We start from the raw sequence: 17,903 nt of genomic DNA, 5'->3' as shown, positions 1-17,903 counted from the left end.
GATGCTCATGTAGAGCAATGTGACAATGGCACGAGACCTCATCTTGAGAATGAGAACCGGTTGTCTCCAATGCCGTTCAGAGCTTGCGTCGACAGCGCGCACGGACCTCCTGAACAATTGGTAATAAAGATCTAGCCTCTGCAGGAAATGACGCTGGTGGGCCTCTATCGGGCTCTTGCCAGACCTTGCTCTGTCAGCGGCGACAACGTATTCCCGGTGCATGCGGGCACAGCGAAATGAGCTCACCCGACATCGACATCAGCCTGACGTTTCATTTGCCCTTCAGCAGAAATTCCGAGCTTTGTGTACATTCGCGCTTGGGCGTTTTGGCACACCGGCACGTGTCCGAAGGCAACCTTCTTTGTTGCGCACATCTTTTTCTGCTAAACGCCCGGCAATTGAAAGATGCACGCACCTTCTTTGATTCGATCCCAAGCAGCCAGGCAGTTCTCAAGAAATGCAGATTATGCAAAGCCCTAGCCAGTGTTCCGTCACGATCGAATATGCCGTCACATCAAGCTCGTCCTGTGCTTGTGTCAGGTACAAGCGCGCGGCTGCGGGTCATCGCACGCCGCGCTAGCGTCCCGCCAAGACGCCTTTACGTTTTACACCAAGCTCAGGAATTCTCATGCTCGGCCTAGTCCGCATCGCCCTTCGGCGACCCTATACTTTTGTAGTCCTGGCAATCTTCATTCTCATCATCGGCCCGTTGTCCGCGATGAGGACGCCAACCGACATCTTTCCGGATATCAACATCCCGGTGATCAGCGTGGTGTGGCAGTACACGGGTCTGCCGCCGGACCAGATGGTAGGCCGCATCACCTCGCCCTTCGAACGCACGTTGACAACCACCGTCAACGACGTCGAGCATATCGAGGCGGAATCGGTCGCCGGCTTCGGGATCATCAAGATATTCTTCCAGCCGGGGGTGAATATCAGCACGGCGAACGCGCAGGTGACTTCTGTCGCGCAAACGCAATTACGGCAGTTGCCCGCAGGCACGACGCCTCCTCTGATTCTCAACTACAACGCGTCGACAGTACCGATCATCCAGCTGGCACTGTCTGGCAAGGGACTCTCCGAACAGAACCTGGGTGACCTGGGCCTGAATGCCGTGCGCCCGGTTCTCACGACGGTCGCGGGCGCAGCAATTCCTTACCCGTTCGGCGGCAAGACACGTCAGGTACAGATCGACGTCGACCCCGCGGCGCTCCAGGCTCGCGGCCTATCCGCGCAGGACGTAGCGAATGCACTAGCCGGCCAGAACCTGATAACGCCGGTGGGCACTGAAAAGATCGGTGACTACGAGTACACGTTGCAATTGAACAACGCGCCATCGGAAATCAAAGCCTTGGGCGATCTGCCGGTCAAGGCGGCCAATGGCACCACGGTCTATATTCGCGACATTGCGAATGTGCGCGACGGCAGCCCGCCGCAGACCAATATCGTGCACGTCGACGGGCGGCGCTCGGTGCTGATGTCGGTGCTCAAGAACGGTTCCGTTTCGACGCTCGGCATCATCTCCGGCATCAAGCAGCGGCTTGCTGCAGGCAAAGCATCGTGGCCCGCCAACCTGCAGATCGAACCCATCGGCGACCAGTCGCTGTTCGTGCGGGCGGCCATCACCGGCGTGGCGCGCGAGGGCGTGATCGCGGCCGTGCTGACGAGCCTGATGATCCTGCTGTTCCTTGGCAGTTGGCGCTCGACGATCATCATCGCAACCTCGATCCCACTCGCCATCCTCGGCTCCATCGCGACGCTGTCCGCGCTCGGCGAGACTTTGAACATCATGACGCTCGGCGGTCTCGCACTAGCGGTGGGAATTCTGGTCGACGATGCCACGGTGACGATTGAAAACATCAACTGGCACCTGGAGCATGGCAAGGAGGTGGAGACGGCTATTCTCGACGGCGCGGCGCAGATCGTCACGCCGGCGTTCGTCTCGTTGCTGTGTATCTGCATCGTGTTCGTGCCGATGTTCTTCCTGAGCGGCGTCGCGCGCTTCCTGTTCGTCCCGATGGCTGAAGCGGTGATCTTCGCGATGATCGCGTCGTTCATCCTGTCGCGAACCCTCGTGCCGACGATGGCGAAATATCTGCTGAAACAGCATGTGCAGGACGAGCACGCCCATGATACGAAGCGCCCGGGTCCGCTCGCGCGTTTCCAGCGGGGCTTCGAAGCGCGCTTCGAAAAGGTCCGTAGCGGCTATCGCGGGTTGCTCGAACTCGCGCTGACCCACCGCCGTCCGTTCGTCAGTGGCTTCCTCGGCTTTGTCGTGCTCTCGTTCGCGCTGGTGCCGTTCCTCGGCCGCAATTTCTTCCCTTCGGTCGATTCCGGACAGATCCTGATGCATGTGCGCGCACCGGTCGGAGTTCGCGTTGAAAAGACCGCGCAGATTTTCGCGGATGTGGAAGGCGCGATCCGCCGGATCATTCCACCGGCGGATCTCGGCACCGTGGTCGACAACATGGGTCTGCCCGTCAGCGGCATCAATACCGCGTACAACAACACCGGCACGGTCGGCTCGCAGGACGGCGACATCCAGATCGCGCTAAATGACGGCCATCGTCCAACCGACGAATACGTTCGCGTCATGCGAGAGAGATTGCCGCGCGAATTCCCGGGGGTCACATTTTCGTTCCCACCGGCGGACATCATCAGTCAGATCCTGAACTTCGGCTCGCCGGCGCCGATCGACCTGCAGATTCGCGGCAATAACCTGAACGCCAACTACACCTACGCGGACCGTCTGCTGCGCCAGGTTCGCGATGTGCCGGGCGTGGTCGACGCACGAATCGAGCAGTCGCGCGACAACCCGACATTCAAGGTCGATGTCGACCGCACGCGCGCGCAATTGCTGGGCATTACCGAACGCGACGTGACGAACAGCATGGTGGTGAATCTCGCGGGTTCCAGCCAGGTCGCGCCCTCCTTCTGGCTGAACAACGCGAACGGCGTATCGTATCCGATCGTGATGCAAACGCCGCAATACAACCTCGATTCGCTCGCCGCCCTGCAAAATCTGCCGATCACGGGCAGCGGCGGAAGCACTGCCCAGATCCTCGGCGGTCTGGCGACAGTCGAACGCAGCAGCAGCAATGAGGTTGTCAGCCAGTACAACATCCAGCCGATGGTCGAGATCTTCGCGACCACCCAGGGCCGCGACCTGGGCGCTGTGGCATCCGATATCCAGCGCATCGTGCATGACAACGCCAGCACCTTGCCCAAGGGCTCGGCCGTGGCGCTGTTGGGCCAGGTGCAAACGATGAACAGCGCATTTGCCGGCATGTTGTTCGGCCTGCTTGGCGCGGTGGTGCTGATCTATCTGCTGATCGTTGTCAATTTCCAGTCGTGGGCCGACCCGTTTGTGATCGTTACCGCATTGCCTGCCGCGTTGGCAGGGATCGTCTGGATGCTGTTCGCGACCCACACGACCCTCTCCGTACCCGCATTGACCGGTGCGATCATGTGCATGGGGGTAGCGACGGCCAACTCTATTCTGGTCGTCAGTTTCTGCCGCGAACGGCTTGCCGCACACGGCGACCCGTTCAAGGCCGCCCTCGAAGCGGGCTTTACACGTTTTCGCCCCGTGCTGATGACCGCGCTGTCCATGATCATCGGCATGATGCCGATGGCGCTCGCCCTCGGCGAAGGCGGCGAGCAAAACGCGCCGCTTGGCCGCGCCGTGATCGGCGGTCTACTGTTCGCCACCACCGCTTCGCTGTTCCTCGTCCCCGTCATCTTTTGTATCGTCCACGCGCGCCCCGGGCGCGCGGCTACCCCGGCATCCGTCTCGGGAGGTCCTGCTCATGTCGTCTGAATCCACTTTTCCCGCCAATACACCGTCGCGCCGCCCGCTTCTCGTAGCGGGCGTAGTCGGCCTGCTGGTCGTCGTGGGTATCGTCGTTGCCGGCGTCACGCTGCGAGCCGCCGATGCACGCAAACTGAAAACCTGGACCGACGCCCAGGCCGTACCGACCGTCAACGTGATACAGCCCTCGCGCGATGCCAACGGCCCTTCGCTGCAACTGCCCGGCCGCCTCGAAGCGTTTACGCGGGCGCCGATTTTCGCGCAGGTCAGCGGCTATCTGAAATCATGGAGTGTCGATATCGGCGCGCCGGTCAAAGCGGGGCAGGTACTCGCCGAAATTGAAACGCCCGAGCTCGACCAGCAGCTATTGCAAGCGCGCGCGGATCTCCAGAGTGCGCAGGCGAACGCTTTGGTCGCGGGTACGACGGCCAAGCGCTGGGAAGCGTTAAGCGGCACCGATTCCGTCGCCCAGCAGGATGTCGACCAGCGCACCGCAGACTACACCGCCAAGGAGGCGATCGTAGCGGCCGCGAAGGCCAACGTCGACCGCCTCGTCGCCACCAAGGCGTTCGCGCGCATCGTCGCGCCGTTCGACGGCGTGGTGACCGCCCGCGATACCGACGTAGGCGCACTGGTCAACGCCGGCAGCGGCGGGGTGGGACAGGAGCTGTTTGCGGTCTCCGAGGTCAAGCAGTTACGCGTGTATGTGCAGGTGCCGCAGAACTACGCACCAGCGATACACGACGGCACGACCGCCATCCTGACCGTTCCCGAGTACCCCGACCAGCAGTTCACCGCGCGCGTGGTTGCAGCGTCAGACTCGGTCAATTCGAGTTCGGGCACAACGCTGGTTCAACTGCTGGTGGACAACGCTGACGGCAAGCTGCTGCCCGGCGGGTTCGCCAGCTTGAAATTCTCGTTGCCCGCCTCCGCCGATTCGCTTCGTGTACCGGCCAGCGCGCTCGTCTTCGATAGCCGCGGCGTCGTGGTCGCCACGCTCGGCGCGAACGGTCACGTGTTGTTCAAGCAGGTGAAGATCGACCGCGACCTGGGCAACGCAGTGGAGATTGGCTCAGGGCTCGCCGCAACCGATCGCGTGATCGATACACCGCCCGACGGCCTCGCTGACGGCGACAGCGTACAGATTGCGACCGACAAGAAGGCAGTTGCACATGGTTAAGTATGGACTCCCGGCGCTTCTCGCGAGCGTCGTCGCGCTCTGCGCCTGCTCGCTCGAGCCGCAATATCAGGTCCCGCCGACGCCGACCGCTGCGCAATACAAGACCTTTGGGCCGTGGACCACGGCACAGCCCGCCGACCGGATAGACCGCAACGGCTGGTGGAAAATGTATGGCGACGCGCAGCTCGACGATCTCGAAGCACGGTTGCTTGCCAACAACACCGACTTGCGCGCGGCGTACGCACACTATGCCCAAGCGCAGGCCTTTGTGGCGCAGGTCCAGTCGGGACTGTACCCATCGGTCAGTGTGAGCGCCGTGCCGCTGCGTGAGCGTCAGTCCGCTAACCGGCCGTTGCGCGTTGGCGGCCCGAACGACTACAACTCCGTCACGCTTGGCGGTGAAATCAACTACGACCTCGACCTCTGGGGCCGTGTGCGCGACTCGGTGGTGGCCGGCAAGGACGAGGCGCAGGCGACCAGGGCCGATCTGGCCTCGGTCAGGCTGAGCCTGCAGGTCGAACTGGCGGACAGTTATCTCCGCTTGCGCGGCCTCGACCAGCAAACCGAGCTGTTGAACGAGACTGTCGTGGCATACGCGAAGGCCCTGCAACTGACACAAACGTTGCATAACAGTGGCATCGTGTCGGGCCTCGACGTTTCCCGAGCGCAAACGCAACTTTCGTCGGCGAAGTCGCAGCTTTCGCAGAACCTGGCGCAACGGGCATTGATCGAACACGCGATCGCGGTCCTGGTTGGAGCCTCCGCGTCCGAGTTCAGCTTGCCGGCCCAGACCGCCGCGATCGCGTTGCCGGCGATTCCGATCGGCCTGCCCTCGACGCTGTTGCAGCGACGGCCCGACGTCGCCGCAGCGGAACGCCGGGTGGCCGAGGCCAATGCGAAAATTGGCGTGGCGCGGGCGGCCTACTTCCCGGACATCACGCTGAGCTTGCAGGGTGGTGTGCAAAGCGCAGCCTATGCCGGCCTGGTTAGCGCGCCCAATCTGTTCTGGGCGGTTGGCCCGCAACTCGTGCAGTACGTATTCGACGGCGGGTACCGTCGTGCGCAACTCGATGCCGCCAAGGCTGCCACCGAAGAAGCGGGAGAACGTTACCGCAGTGTGGTGCTCTCCGCATTCCAGCAGGTTGAAGACAACCTTGCGTTGCTGTCATACCTCGGCACTGCGCTTGGTGAGCAACGGGATGCGGCAAACGCCGCCCAGTACTCGGTCGACCTCGCGTTACATCAATATCGCCAAGGCGTAGTGGGTTATCTCGACGTCGTGCAGGCGCAGACGGTCGCGCTCGATGCGCAACGCAGCGTGCTCGACATCCAGACACGCCAGCTGAGCGCGAATGTGCAACTCCTGGATGCGCTCGGCGGTGGATGGTCGAGCGATGAACTTGCTCAAGCGGCTGCAGCGCCGGCACTCGTCGCGACGGCAACGGAACGCAGCGCTAACTGAACGCCTCTGCACCGCGCGGGAACCGGGCACAAGCGCGTTCGTGATGTTGATCAAGGAAACCGACAGACCGCGACGTCAGGGTGATATGAGGGCGGAGCCAAATACGGGTTGCAACTGAGCCCGTATAGCACCATTGGTCCGCCACTACTCGGCATCCCCGCTCGCGCGCTGTTCGACGCGTCGAATGCCGCTCATAGCGAGCGGCATCGTGCCCATTGCGCTCATCCGCCGTGAAGCGCTTTGCTCAAGCCGGCATCGGACAGCGCACAAAGCGCCACCGCCGACCAGTCATGCTCAGCGCCGAGCCCTTGCGAGCGCAACGTCAGGAACCGGTCGTGCACGAGACTTGCCAGCGGCAGCGGAACGCCGAGTGCCTCAGCGGCTGCCAGCATCAGGCGGTTATCCTTCTGGCCGAGCGGCAACGAGAAGCCAGGCGGCTGGAATTGCTGCGACGCAATCAGCGCACCGTAGATCTTGTAGGGCGGCGCGTTGAAGTTTGCGCTCGTCAACAGCTCTACCAGACGCATCGGATCGATGCCGGCCTTGCCCGCTACGGCACAGGCTTCGCCCAGCGTTTCGATGATCACGGACAGCATGAAATTGCCGATCAGTTTCACCAGGTTGGCCTGTGACGGATCCTCGCCGACAATACCCACTGATTGCCCAAGCGTTTCCAGAAGCGGCACCGCAAGCTTGAGGTGTTCCTGCGCTCCGGCCGCCATGATGAAAAGCTTGCGCGTCGCCGCGGCATCGGGCCGGCCGAACACCGGCGCGGATACGAAGGCAAGACCCGCTGCACGGTACCTGGCCGCGTGATCCTGCGCGGCGGCGACACTGATGGTGCTCATCGAGATATGGAGCGCACCCGGTTTCAGCGTGCTGGCGATGCCTTCCTCGCCGAACGTGACCGCGGCGTGCGCGGCATCGTCGGCCACCATCGTGAACACCACGTCGGCCCCCAGCGCCGCGTGGGCGGGACTCGACGCGACGCTCGCCCCCGCTTCGCGCAATGGTTCGGCGCGTGCCGGACTCCGGTTGAATACCTGCACATCATGCCCGGCGTCGACCAGGTTCTTCGCAATCGCGGCGCCCATCGCGCCCAGTCCTACAAATCCTATTTTCATAGTGACACTCCAAATGGTTCAGCCGCGCCCCTGCGCGGCCTGTTCACACTGCAAATTGATAGACCTGACGGCTCACGTCTAGCGCCACGTCGCCGTGTTCGCCCAATGCCGTCATGCCGTGCTCTTCGAGCTTCGCGATCAGCGTCGCGATTGGATAAAGGAACGTATCGACGACACCGTTGGCGATTTGCCGGGGCGGCAATCCGTAATCTGGTACGTATGCATGTCCAGCAGCATGATTGCCTCCTGTTGCAATTCAAACGCTCGCAAAATGATGACCGCAGGGGACACTGTCATGCGGCCCGGCAAACCTGTACTCCACCGCGAATTAGAAGCTGTGCCGTACGCCCACGCGCAACGCGACCTGAGTCGGCGTCGACGAAGGTGACAGATAAGTCAGATCGCCACACGGTCTCGGGTCGCGCGCGAGAACGCATTGATCAGCTCACTTCATCGCCGCTCAGCGCTCGTAGAGTTTGAAGAGCGCCTGTGTGCCGTTACGTGTAAAGCCTTGCTCGGCGAGTTTCTGATAAAGACTGCGCACCAGATCCAGACCCGGCAGATCACGTCCCATCTGAGCGGCTTCCTCATGCGCAATCCGCATGTCCTTGATGAAATGCTCGATAAAGAAGCCAGGCGCAAAATCGCCTTTCGCGATGCGTGGCCCCAGGTTATTCAACTGGAAGCCACCGGCCGCACCGCCGCCAATCGCGCTCAATACGGTCTGCGCATCCAGTCCCGCGCTGTGCGCATAGGCGAGGCCTTCGCAGACGCCCAGCATCGTCGAGGCGATCACGATCTGATTGCACAGTTTGGTGTGTTGACCTGCGCCCGGGCCGCCTTGGAACACGATGTTCGTGCCGAGGCAGCGCAACATCGGGTCGACACGCGCGAGCACGTCGGCTGCGCCGCCTACCATGATGGACAGCCGTCCTTCGCGCGCGCCGACGTCTCCGCCCGAAACCGGCGCGTCCAGCATGTGCACGCCGCGGGCCGCAGCGTGCGCGGCCAACTCTTCTGCCAGTTGCGGGCTCGAAGTCGTCATGTCGATCAGCACCGTATCGCGCCGCGCGTTCACGATCAGACCGTCGTCGCCGAGGTACAGTGCGCGCACGTCGTCCGGCATGCCGACGATCGTGATGATCACGTCGGATGCTTCAGCGAGCGCCTTCGGCGAGGCGTGCCAGGTAGCACCCGCCTCGATGAGCGGCTCCGCCTTTGCACGCGTGCGGTTATAGACGTGCAACGGATAGCCCGCTGCGGCGAGCCGCGCCGCCATCGCGCCGCCCATGATGCCCAGGCCGATAAAGCCGACAGCGGGTTTGCTTGCAGATTGATTCATGATTGTCTTATCCGGTCAGAGTTTGTCGCGCAACAGCATGGAAGTCAAAGGATGCCGGTCGGCGACCACGCCGAGTGGCGCTAGCGCGTCGTTCACGGCGTTGGTCAAGGCACCGAGCGCACCCGTCACGCCGCCCCCGGCCATCCCCTTGATTCCGGCCGCCGTCGCGCGGCCAGGCGTATGCAACGCAATGATTTCGAAGTTGGGTAATTCAGTCGAAGTGGCGATCAGGTAGTCGGCCAGCGAGCCGTTCACGTTCTGTCCGGTCGCGTCGTAGCGCGTATGTTCCCGAATGTATTGACGATGCGACTCATGGCTTGCTCAGACCGTTTACCGCTTGAGACGCCAAGATATCTCCGATCAGGTAAATCGTCAATTGACGACATACAAATTTTGAGAAAAGTTTTTGCCTGCAGATGCTCAGGTTCTACGGGGCGCCTCCCGCTGATGCTTTCTGGACTTTTCCAAGGCTTTTTATCCGATGAGTCTGCCGTTTCAATCACAGCACCAGTGATCGTCGGTCGACGAAAAATTCGAACATTTTGACACCGGGGGAACTGCGGGAGTGTAAGTTCGCGGCAATTCCGCAGAGAGGGGGCACGCACGGAACGCCGCCGCCCCAGGATGGACGCACGTGAGTCGCATCGGCGACTCAGGCGGTTAAAAAGTGATGTCCGCTAGCTGTGAATACATCGAACCGGCAGACTGCACAGCGTGTCTCGCCCGGGCAGGTCCCAGCGCCGGCTTCAGTGACGGCATGCCGGCCAGAAAGGCGCGGACGTGCATCGCAATCACCGCTACTATCCGAGCCGCAGCAATCGGGCCCTTGGTGCGAGGGCGTTCATCGAGTTTCTGACGGAAAATATTCGCACGCCGGTCTCGCGGGAGCGCAATAGCCATAGGCATTGTGAGGCACCGACGGTTCTTTACTGGTGAGCTTGACTCAACAAACGAACGCCAACTCCAGCTCGTCTCAGGCGCGTGTGCTGGCCTTATTCAACGCGCTGGCCAGAATCACTGCATCGCTATTGAGTGGGATAGACCGTCCGCGGATTCGGGGACGGTAGACCCGGTCGCCCGCGCGGATATGCTCGCCAGACAGCGCGCAACGCCCCGCCGTGGAAGCGAGGCATGGTGCCCAGATTTGCTCCTCGTAGTTGCAAAGCGTCGCGTCATGCCAACGCAACGCGAAAAGCGAATTGGGTAGTTCCTCCACGACCGTCACTGTATAGGTGCGCTTGTCACCACCGTCCAACTTACGTGAATTAAGCGGCTCCCCATTCAGGCGGGGCCGGCCGGACAGGTCCGAAGCATTCCGCCTTGGGTCTGCCGGAGCGAGAAAATGATCGATACCTGCGAGCGGCGTCGTCGCCCACTTCCCTCGAACCTCGGGCGCCGCAGTGAGTCGGTCCGGCCGCGGCGACGATGGATGGTGGGATAAGGACAACGCAGGGAAAGCAGGTGCATCACACGATTCATTTTCTGACAGGATGTCAGGATTCGTAGTGGATTCAACGTTCATGATCGTTTGTCGTCCTTACGAAATAATGAAGCAGTTGCGAACAACCACGGCTCGAAAATCTCCCCGACCTGGGGCTACTGCATGCATATGATGGAGAAGTCGACTGTACGGCGATAAACGGTCCTGCCAAGCCACGGCACGAACGTGTACTCGTTATATGCGTTGCTTCCGATATGGATCCAGCTACGTAGAACATGTGACACGGTGATTCCTTGGAGACATTAAGAAGCGAACCGGTCGGGCGGCTGTCCGCAAGTGCCATGCGGTCGTCCTGCCGAACCGCGAGCTTTGCGCTGCAATAACAGCGAGCGTGTCGCGATGAGACAAGCGTAGGTCTAGCCGGAGGGCGAGTCTACTCTACGGTTGGATATGCCGATGCCGCGTTAGCGTAAGCGGCTTATACGGACGTATAAGCGCGGCAAGGAGAGACTTAACTGAGCTTGCCCTGTAGGACGATTCTGCTGTTGAGCGGCAAACGCAAAGCAACCAGAGCTGCCATTTTGAACTGACCGCCGACACAGCCTGGATTAGCGCTGAGCGCCAGGAATCGGACCTTTGCTCACCGCTGCCAGCTAACGTGGCTTCGCGGGTGCCGACGCTTGCGGAAGATCGGCGCTCGGCTTGAGAGGCTGGCTCATGAGATTGCAACGACGATCGTTTAACGGCGTCGGGCTCGCCGCATTGTCAACGCCGCACTGTAACCGCGCGCGAATAGCCTGGCAGGAGCGCTCGCGTACGACGGCCCTCAGTGATTACGGCCGTCGGGCAGACAGGGCTTGATACCAAGCGATTCCGCCTTGCGGACGAGGTCCGGCATCGAGCGCGCATTCATTTTTCGCATCACCTGGCCACGGTGAACCTTGACCGTGATTTCGCTCAGGTTCATCTCAGAGGCGATCTGCTTGTTCAGCAGACCGGACAGGACAAAGCCCATGACCTCTTTCTCGCGCGACGAAAGAGACTGGTACGAAGCGCGCAGAACAGTTAGTGCTGCTTCTGCCGTGAGCCGCTTGCTGTCTTGCGCCAGGGCCTGAGCAACCGCGTCGAGCATATCCTGGTCTTTGAATGGTTTCGTTAAGAAATCGAGCGCGCCAGCCTTCATTGCCCTCACCCCCATCTCGATGTCTCCATGACCGGTCATGAAGACGACGGGAATTTGGATGCCGCTATCGACGATTTCCTGATGAAAAGCCATGCCGCTTTTCCCGCGGAGTCGCACGTCCAGGATGAGGCAGCTGGATCGCGCAGGGCGAGGGAACCGGAGAAATTCGTCCGGTGACCCGAACGTTTCGACGCGCAAGCCGACGGAGCGCATCAGCAACTCAAGGGCTCGCCGGATTCCCTCATCGTCGTCGACAACATACACGACGGAACCGTCAGTTGCTCCGGGTTCATCCGTGATTTGACGGATCGGTCTACTAGTCATCTGGACACCTCGCGAAGCCCAATGCGGTCGTACCCCGCTGGCATGCGCTTATTTTACGCCCCACTATTGCGCGCGTCACCGGATCACTGACAGCTCGCAGTAAGAATTCATGAGCAGGCACGAATTCACCGAACCCGCCCAGAATCCGGCGATCGCTTTGCAGTTGACTGTCGCCCCGGATGAAGTCTTGCGCTGACCAACTTGCCAATGATCCCGCAGGGGTTCGCAACGAGTAAACTGATTGTAAATCGTTGCGAGTCGCGACCGGATCGCTCTGGCTGGCCCACCCGTCGTGCGGGCTGCGCCCAATCAATAGCGCAATGCAGCGTGCAAGTGTCGGCCCTGGCCGCCGGCGGAGAGGGGGCAATGATTGTCGCCAATTATCAGACGATTGACCGCGTCTATAGGACTGAGGGTTGGGCCCTTTACCATGCCCGCCGCCTGACGGATCAGACGCCGGCGTTATTGAAGCGCCTTCCTGAACACGCCGACGCAGTCCATCGTGCTCGTTTCAAGCGCGAATATCTGCTCCTTCAAACGTTGAACGCCGCGGGCATCACGAAACCGCTGACCCTGATCGACGACTGCGGACGGCTGGTGTCCATTCTGGAAGACTTTTCGGGCGAATCGCTCGAGACCGTTTTGTGCAGCGGCCCGCGCCCCGACCTGCCTCGCTGCCTGACTATCGCGCATCACCTGGCCGAAGCACTGTCCGGCATCCACACCGCACACGTCATCCATCGAGATCTGCGGCCGGCCAATATTCTGGTCGCGACCGAAACTGGCGATGTTCTGCTGGTGGATTTCAGTCTCGCGACGACCGAGGAACACACCGTCTCGCCAGAGGACGTTGTCGTATCCGTGGGCGAGTGGGCATATATGTCCCCCGAGCAAACCGGTCGTATGAATCGTCCCGTAGATTACCGGACCGATTGCTATTCGATGGGTGTGCTGCTCTATCGCATGCTCACCGGTCAACTGCCGTTCCAGGCAAGCGATCCGCTGGAATGGGCGCATTGCCATATCGCCCGCATGCCACCGCCGCCGTGCGTCATTGCGCCGGCGGTGCCGGAACCGGTGTCGGACATCGTGATGAAATTGCTCGCCAAACTACCGGAAGATCGTTATCAAAGCATGCGTGGCGTGCAATCCGATCTCGACCGGTGTGTGGCGCAATGGCGCGCCTGCGGCCGGATCGAGCCGTTCCGGCTCGGCACGGACGATCTCTCGGATCGCTTCCAGATCCCACACAGACTGTACGGGCGCGAGCGGGAATCAGATAGGCTCCTCGGTGCATTCGAACTCGTGGCGTCCACCGGCCGGGCGGCGCTTGCGACCGTTTCCGGCTACTCGGGCATCGGCAAGTCGGCGCTGGTCGACGCCTTGCGCAAGCCGATTGTCGCAAAACGCGGTTCCTTCATTTCAGGCAAGTTCGATCAGTACCAGCGAGACATTCCCTATGCCACACTGACGCAAGCGTTTGGCGAGTTGGTGCAGCAACTGCTGACCGAAAGCGCTGCACGCCTCGCAGGCTGGCGGCAACAACTGCAGGCCGCGCTCGGGGTCAATGGCCAGGTCATTCTCGATGTGCTGCCCAAAGTCGAGTTGATCATCGGCACGCAAGCTCCGGTACCGGCGCTGCCGCCGACGGAGGCTCAAAACCGGTTCCGCCTGGTCTTCCGGCAATTCGTGGCAGTGTTCACGAGCAAGGCACACCCGCTAGTGCTCTTCCTCGACGATCTCCAGTGGATCGACCCAGCCAGTCTGACGCTCGTCGAGCACTTACTCACCCGCCCGGATACCTGTTATCTGCTGCTGATCGGGGCCTATCGCGATAACGAAGTGAGCAGGGCTCATCCGCTTATGAAAAGCCTCGGTGCGATCCATCACAGCGGCACGCCTGTGGTCGACATCCGGCTCGCGCCGTTGTCCGCCGCGCATCTAAACCAGTTGGTGGCCGACACGCTGCATGCGTCACCCGCGTCCTGCGAGCCGCTCACACAGCTCATTTGCGAGCGCACCGAGAGTAACCCGTTTTTCTTTATTCAGTTCCTGGATGCGCTGCACAAGCAGGGATTGCTGCGGCGTGACTCGCAGATGCAGGCATGGTGCTGGAACCTTGAACAGATCAAAGCGAAAGACTTTGCCGACAATGTCGTCGATCTGATGCTGAGCAAGTTACGGCAACTGCCGATCCCGGCACAGGAAGCTCTGCAGTTTGCTGCCTGCCTCGGCAACAAGTTCGACCTGCGGATGCTCGCGCTGGTCAGTGGCCACGCCGAGGTTGAGGAAGATCTAGCGCCTGCGGTGCGCCAAAATTTAATCTTACGCACCCACGGCAGCGCAAAGTTCCTGCATGACCGGATCCAGCAAGCGGCTTATGCACTGATCCCCGAACGGCGCCGCAGTGAAGTACACCTGCGCATCGGCCGTGTGCTCCTCTCGAGCATGACGGCCGACGAACTCGCCGGGCATCTGTTCGATGTGGCGAACCAGTTCAACCGGGGCGCCACACTGATCACGGCACCGGAGGAGCGCGAGCGCGTCGCCGAACTTAATCTCACCACCGGCATGCGTGCCAAGGCAGCGACGGCTTACGCATCAGCACTGGCCTACTTCGCTGCCGGCCACGCACTGGCGGCGGAGAATGGTACGAAGCGGCACGATGCGCTCACCTTCTCGCTCGACTTTCAGCGTGCCGAATGCGAATTCCTCAACGGCTATCTGATGACGGCGGAACAACGACTATCGGTGCTTTCGCACCGCGCCGCGAATCTCGTCGATAAGGCCGCCGTCGCGTGTCTGCGCATATCGCTTTATATGAATGCGGGACAGGCCGATCGTGCGGTTGAAGTGGGCCTCGAATATCTCCGTGCCGTCGGCGTCACCTGGGCGGCGCACCCGCGAAAGGAGGAGGTGCAACAGGAGTACGAGCGATTGTGGCAACGGATGGGCAACCGCTCGATCGAGCAGCTTCTCGATTTGCCTTTGATGACCGATCCCGTGTGCCGCGCCACGCTGGACGTGCTAACTGCCTTTCAGCCGCCAGCCCATGCCACCGACATGAACCTGTATGGTCTGACCGCCAGCCGCATGGCGAATCTGAGCCTCGAGCATGGAAACAGCGATGGATCGGGATTCGCCTATGTCATGCTCGGCATGACCCTCGGCCCGCAATTCGGCGATTACCGATCCGGGTTCCGGTTCGGCAAGCTTGGCGTCGAACTCGTCGAGAAGCATGGGATGGATCGCTTCAAAGCCCGCGTCTACGCGGGCTTTGGCGCCTTCATCGCTCCCTGGACGAAGCACATACGTTCAGGTCGCGCCCTACTGCGGCTCGCCTTCGACACGGCCAACGAGACCGGCGACCTCACGTTCTCGGGCTATTGCGGCAACAACCTGATCACCAATCTTCTAGGTGCCGGAGATCCGCTCGGCGATGTGCAGCGAGAAGCCGAACACGGCTTCTCGCTCGCACAGAAGATGCAGTTCGGATTGGTCGCCGACGTCATGACTACCCAACTCGGGCTGATCAAAACACTCCGCGGCCTGACTCCTGTTTTTGGCTGCTTCGACGATGCTGCGTTCGACGAAGGCCAGTTCGAGCAGCATTTGGGAGCAGAGCCGGGGCTGGCACTCGCCACTTGCTGGTATTGGATTCGCAAGTTGCAAGCGAGTTTTCACGCAGGCCACTATGCTGGCGCCGTCGCCGCGGCATCCAATGCTGAGCCGTTGCTGTGGACGACGCCATTCTGCTTCGAGGTGGCGGAATATCATTACTATGACGCGTTAGCGCGCGCAGCGCACTGTGATTGCGTAGCGGCTGACGAACGAGCCAGGCATCTGGAGGCATTGTCCGTTCACCATGAGCAGCTTCAGAGGTGGGCCAACAATTGCCCGGAGAATTTCGCGGACCGCACCGCGCTGATAGCCGCTGAGATTGCCCGACTCGGGGCGCACGACTCCGACGCCATGCGACTGTACGAACAGGCGATTCGATCGGCCCGCGAGCACGGCTTCGTCCAGAACGAGGCAATCGCTTATGAGCGCGCATCAGCGTTCTACCGGACGCGTGGATTCGAGACAATTGCCGACACCTATATGCGCAAGGCGCGTGACTGCTTTGCGCACTGGGGCGCCGACGGCAAAGTCAAGCAGATCGACGCGCGCTCGCCGCAACTGCGCGAAGATCCGGCTTTCTCGGCCGCCACTGCGTTCGGCAACGTTGCGCAACTGGATCTGCTGTCGGTCACGAAAGCGTCGCAAGCTATCTCCGGCCAGATCGTGCTCGACGATCTCGTCGACACGCTGATGCACATCCTGCTTCAAAATGCCGGGGCGCAGACCTGTCATTTGCTGCTCGCACGCAACGAGAGCCTGGTCCTCGCGGCCGAAGCGAGCGTCGAAGAGCAGACGATCCAGGTACGGCGGCATCTGGGCCAGGCGCTGACCGCACGGGCGTCGCCGGAATCGTCCCTACGCGAATCGGTGCTGCCCGCGTCTATCGCCAACTACGTGCGCCGCTCCCAGGAGCGAGTATTGCTCACGGATGCGATGCAATCGAATCCATTTGCGGCAGACGACTACTTCGCCCGCCGGCGGCCGAAGTCGGTGTTGTGCGTGCCGATCATGCGGCGCGCTACGCTGATCGGCCTGCTGTATCTCGAGAACAACCTTGCCACACATGCTTTCACGCCCGAACGCGTGACCGTGCTGGAACTGTTGGCCTCCCAGGCTGCGATCTCGCTGGAGAACGCACTGCTCTATGCGGATCTGCAGCGGGAGAATAGCGAGCGCAAGCTGGCCGAGGAGGAGTTACGGGTGCGCGAATCACGCATCCGGCGGCTGGTCGAGTCCAACATCATCGGAGTGTTCTTCTGGAACCTGGCCGGTATCGCAACCGACGCGAACGACGCGTTTCTTCGGATCGTCGGCTATTCGCGAGAAGATCTGCTGTCCGGCCGGGTCCAATGGGCCACCATGACGCCTGCGGAATATGGCGCAGCCGACGCGCGGGCGCTTGAAGAACTACGGCAGCGCGGGAGTTCCATGCCCTATGAGAAGGAATATATCCGCAAGGACGGCAGTCGCATCCCCGTGCTGGTCGGCGGCGCGCTAATGGAGGGCTCGGAGGAAAGCGGCGTAGCGTTCGTGCTCGATCTGACCGAACAGAAGGCGGCCGAGGCGGAACTCGCGGCTCGGCGGACCGCGGCCGAACAAGCAGATGAGCAGTTGCAAGCGTTGCAGGTGGAACTGGCTCATGCAACTCGCGTAACAACGCTTGGGGAACTGAGTGCATCCATCGCCCACGAAGTAGGCCAACCGCTCGGTGCGATCGTGACCAGTGGTGAGGCCTGCCTGCGATGGCTCGGCCACAGCAATCCGCAGCCCGAAGAAGTGCGGGCCTGTGTGCAGCATATGATCGGCGAAGGTAGGCGCGCAAGCCAAATTGTCCAGCGTATCCGCACGCTCACCAGTAAGGCTACCCCGCGGAAGACACAGATCGAACTCAACGAAGTGATCAATGACGTTGTATCGCTGGTTCAGCGCGAGCTCTTGAATCATCGGGTTTCGTTGAATCTCAAGCTTGCCTCCGACCTGCCTCCCCTACTCGGCGATCGCGTCCAGCTTCAGCAAGTGCTCATTAACCTGGTCATAAATGGAATCCAGGCCATGGCTGACATCAGCGACAACCCGCGTGAACTGATTATCGAGTCCCATCGGGATAACGATGGACAAGTGGTCGTCGCTGTACAGGACTCCGGGCCGGGCATCGATCCGGAAAACGCAAATCGGCTATTCGATGCCTTCTTCACCACCAAGGCCGACGGAATGGGCATGGGATTGTCGATCTGCCGTTCGATCATCGAAGCCCACGGAGGACAGGTGCGGGCGACCAACATTGCCCGCCAGGGGGCCAGATTCCAGCTTAGCCTGCCTGGGATTGGCAGCGGCGCATCGTGAAGGGCAAGCCGGTGCGGAAATCAGAGCAATAACCGGCAATGGTCGAGAGCACGATCGAGACGCATCCGTATC

Annotated in this window: 10 protein-coding genes; 4 read left to right on the top strand and 6 right to left on the bottom strand. The window is 61.2% G+C overall.

The window, feature by feature from the left end; translation table 11 throughout:
* Window positions 1-628 precede the first annotated feature (628 nt).
* The 3 genes from ABQJ48_RS08440 to ABQJ48_RS08430 are packed head-to-tail and all read left to right on the top strand — an operon-like array spanning window position 629 to window position 6,453.
* Window positions 629-3,820 (top strand): efflux RND transporter permease subunit, encoded by a 3,192-nt coding sequence (locus tag ABQJ48_RS08440; RefSeq protein WP_367837267.1) that lies wholly within the window; start codon window positions 629-631, stop codon window positions 3,818-3,820.
* Window positions 3,810-4,991 (top strand): efflux RND transporter periplasmic adaptor subunit, encoded by a 1,182-nt coding sequence (locus tag ABQJ48_RS08435; RefSeq protein WP_367837266.1) that lies wholly within the window; start codon window positions 3,810-3,812, stop codon window positions 4,989-4,991. The genes ABQJ48_RS08440 and ABQJ48_RS08435 overlap by 11 nt, the downstream gene beginning before the upstream one ends.
* Window positions 4,984-6,453 (top strand): efflux transporter outer membrane subunit, encoded by a 1,470-nt coding sequence (locus ABQJ48_RS08430; protein WP_367837264.1) that lies wholly within the window; start codon window positions 4,984-4,986, stop codon window positions 6,451-6,453. The genes ABQJ48_RS08435 and ABQJ48_RS08430 overlap by 8 nt, the downstream gene beginning before the upstream one ends.
* A 221-nt stretch (window positions 6,454-6,674) precedes the next feature.
* Here the strand turns inward: ABQJ48_RS08430 and ABQJ48_RS08425 are convergent, their stop codons facing one another.
* The 6 genes from ABQJ48_RS08425 to ABQJ48_RS08400 all read right to left on the bottom strand — a co-directional run bounded on the left by ABQJ48_RS08425 (window position 6,675) and on the right by ABQJ48_RS08400 (window position 11,867).
* The gene (locus tag ABQJ48_RS08425; RefSeq protein WP_367837262.1) at window positions 6,675-7,577 is read right to left on the bottom strand and encodes an NAD(P)-dependent oxidoreductase; all 903 of its coding nucleotides are present in this window, start codon (window positions 7,575-7,577) and stop codon (window positions 6,675-6,677) included.
* Window positions 7,578-7,620: 43 nt separating this feature from the next.
* On the bottom strand, window positions 7,621-7,779 hold the full coding sequence (locus ABQJ48_RS08420) for a hypothetical protein (protein WP_367837438.1): 159 nt from the start codon (window positions 7,777-7,779) through the stop codon (window positions 7,621-7,623).
* Window positions 7,780-8,037: 258 nt separating this feature from the next.
* Window positions 8,038-8,919, bottom strand: coding sequence for an NAD(P)-dependent oxidoreductase (locus ABQJ48_RS08415; protein WP_367837260.1), 882 nt, complete (start codon window positions 8,917-8,919; stop codon window positions 8,038-8,040).
* Between the two features lie 15 nt (window positions 8,920-8,934).
* Window positions 8,935-9,174, bottom strand: a complete 240-nt coding sequence (locus tag ABQJ48_RS08410) for a hypothetical protein (RefSeq protein ID WP_367837258.1) — start codon at window positions 9,172-9,174, stop codon at window positions 8,935-8,937.
* Window positions 9,175-9,892: 718 nt separating this feature from the next.
* The gene (locus ABQJ48_RS08405; RefSeq protein WP_367837257.1) at window positions 9,893-10,441 is read right to left on the bottom strand and encodes a DUF3331 domain-containing protein; all 549 of its coding nucleotides are present in this window, start codon (window positions 10,439-10,441) and stop codon (window positions 9,893-9,895) included.
* A 745-nt stretch (window positions 10,442-11,186) separates the two neighbouring features.
* Complete coding sequence (locus tag ABQJ48_RS08400) at window positions 11,187-11,867, bottom strand: response regulator transcription factor (RefSeq protein WP_367837255.1); 681 nt, start codon at window positions 11,865-11,867, stop codon at window positions 11,187-11,189.
* A 366-nt stretch (window positions 11,868-12,233) separates the two neighbouring features.
* Here ABQJ48_RS08400 and ABQJ48_RS08395 point away from each other — a divergent pair, with 366 nt between their 5' ends.
* Complete coding sequence (locus ABQJ48_RS08395) at window positions 12,234-17,831, top strand: trifunctional serine/threonine-protein kinase/ATP-binding protein/sensor histidine kinase (RefSeq protein WP_367837253.1); 5,598 nt, start codon at window positions 12,234-12,236, stop codon at window positions 17,829-17,831.
* The last annotated feature ends 72 nt before the right edge of the window (window positions 17,832-17,903 follow it).

The organism is Paraburkholderia suaedae, assembly GCF_040812055.1.
In the GTDB taxonomy this organism is placed as follows: domain Bacteria; phylum Pseudomonadota; class Gammaproteobacteria; order Burkholderiales; family Burkholderiaceae; genus Paraburkholderia.
This window is presented reverse-complemented; position numbering and strand designations above follow the sequence as displayed.

Excerpts from the sequence above, each read along its gene's own strand:
- ABQJ48_RS08435 (WP_367837266.1), top strand. The coding sequence starts at position 3,810 with ATGTCGTCTGAATCCACTTTTCCCGCCAATACACCGTCGCGCCGCCCG.
- ABQJ48_RS08400 (WP_367837255.1), bottom strand. The coding sequence starts at position 11,867 with ATGACTAGTAGACCGATCCGTCAAATCACGGATGAACCCGGAGCAACT.
- ABQJ48_RS08395 (WP_367837253.1), top strand. The coding sequence starts at position 12,234 with ATGATTGTCGCCAATTATCAGACGATTGACCGCGTCTATAGGACTGAG.
- ABQJ48_RS08425 (WP_367837262.1), bottom strand. The coding sequence starts at position 7,577 with ATGAAAATAGGATTTGTAGGACTGGGCGCGATGGGCGCCGCGATTGCG.
- ABQJ48_RS08405 (WP_367837257.1), bottom strand. The coding sequence starts at position 10,441 with ATGAACGTTGAATCCACTACGAATCCTGACATCCTGTCAGAAAATGAA.
- ABQJ48_RS08440 (WP_367837267.1), top strand. The coding sequence starts at position 629 with ATGCTCGGCCTAGTCCGCATCGCCCTTCGGCGACCCTATACTTTTGTA.
- ABQJ48_RS08415 (WP_367837260.1), bottom strand. The coding sequence starts at position 8,919 with ATGAATCAATCTGCAAGCAAACCCGCTGTCGGCTTTATCGGCCTGGGC.
- ABQJ48_RS08430 (WP_367837264.1), top strand. The coding sequence starts at position 4,984 with ATGGTTAAGTATGGACTCCCGGCGCTTCTCGCGAGCGTCGTCGCGCTC.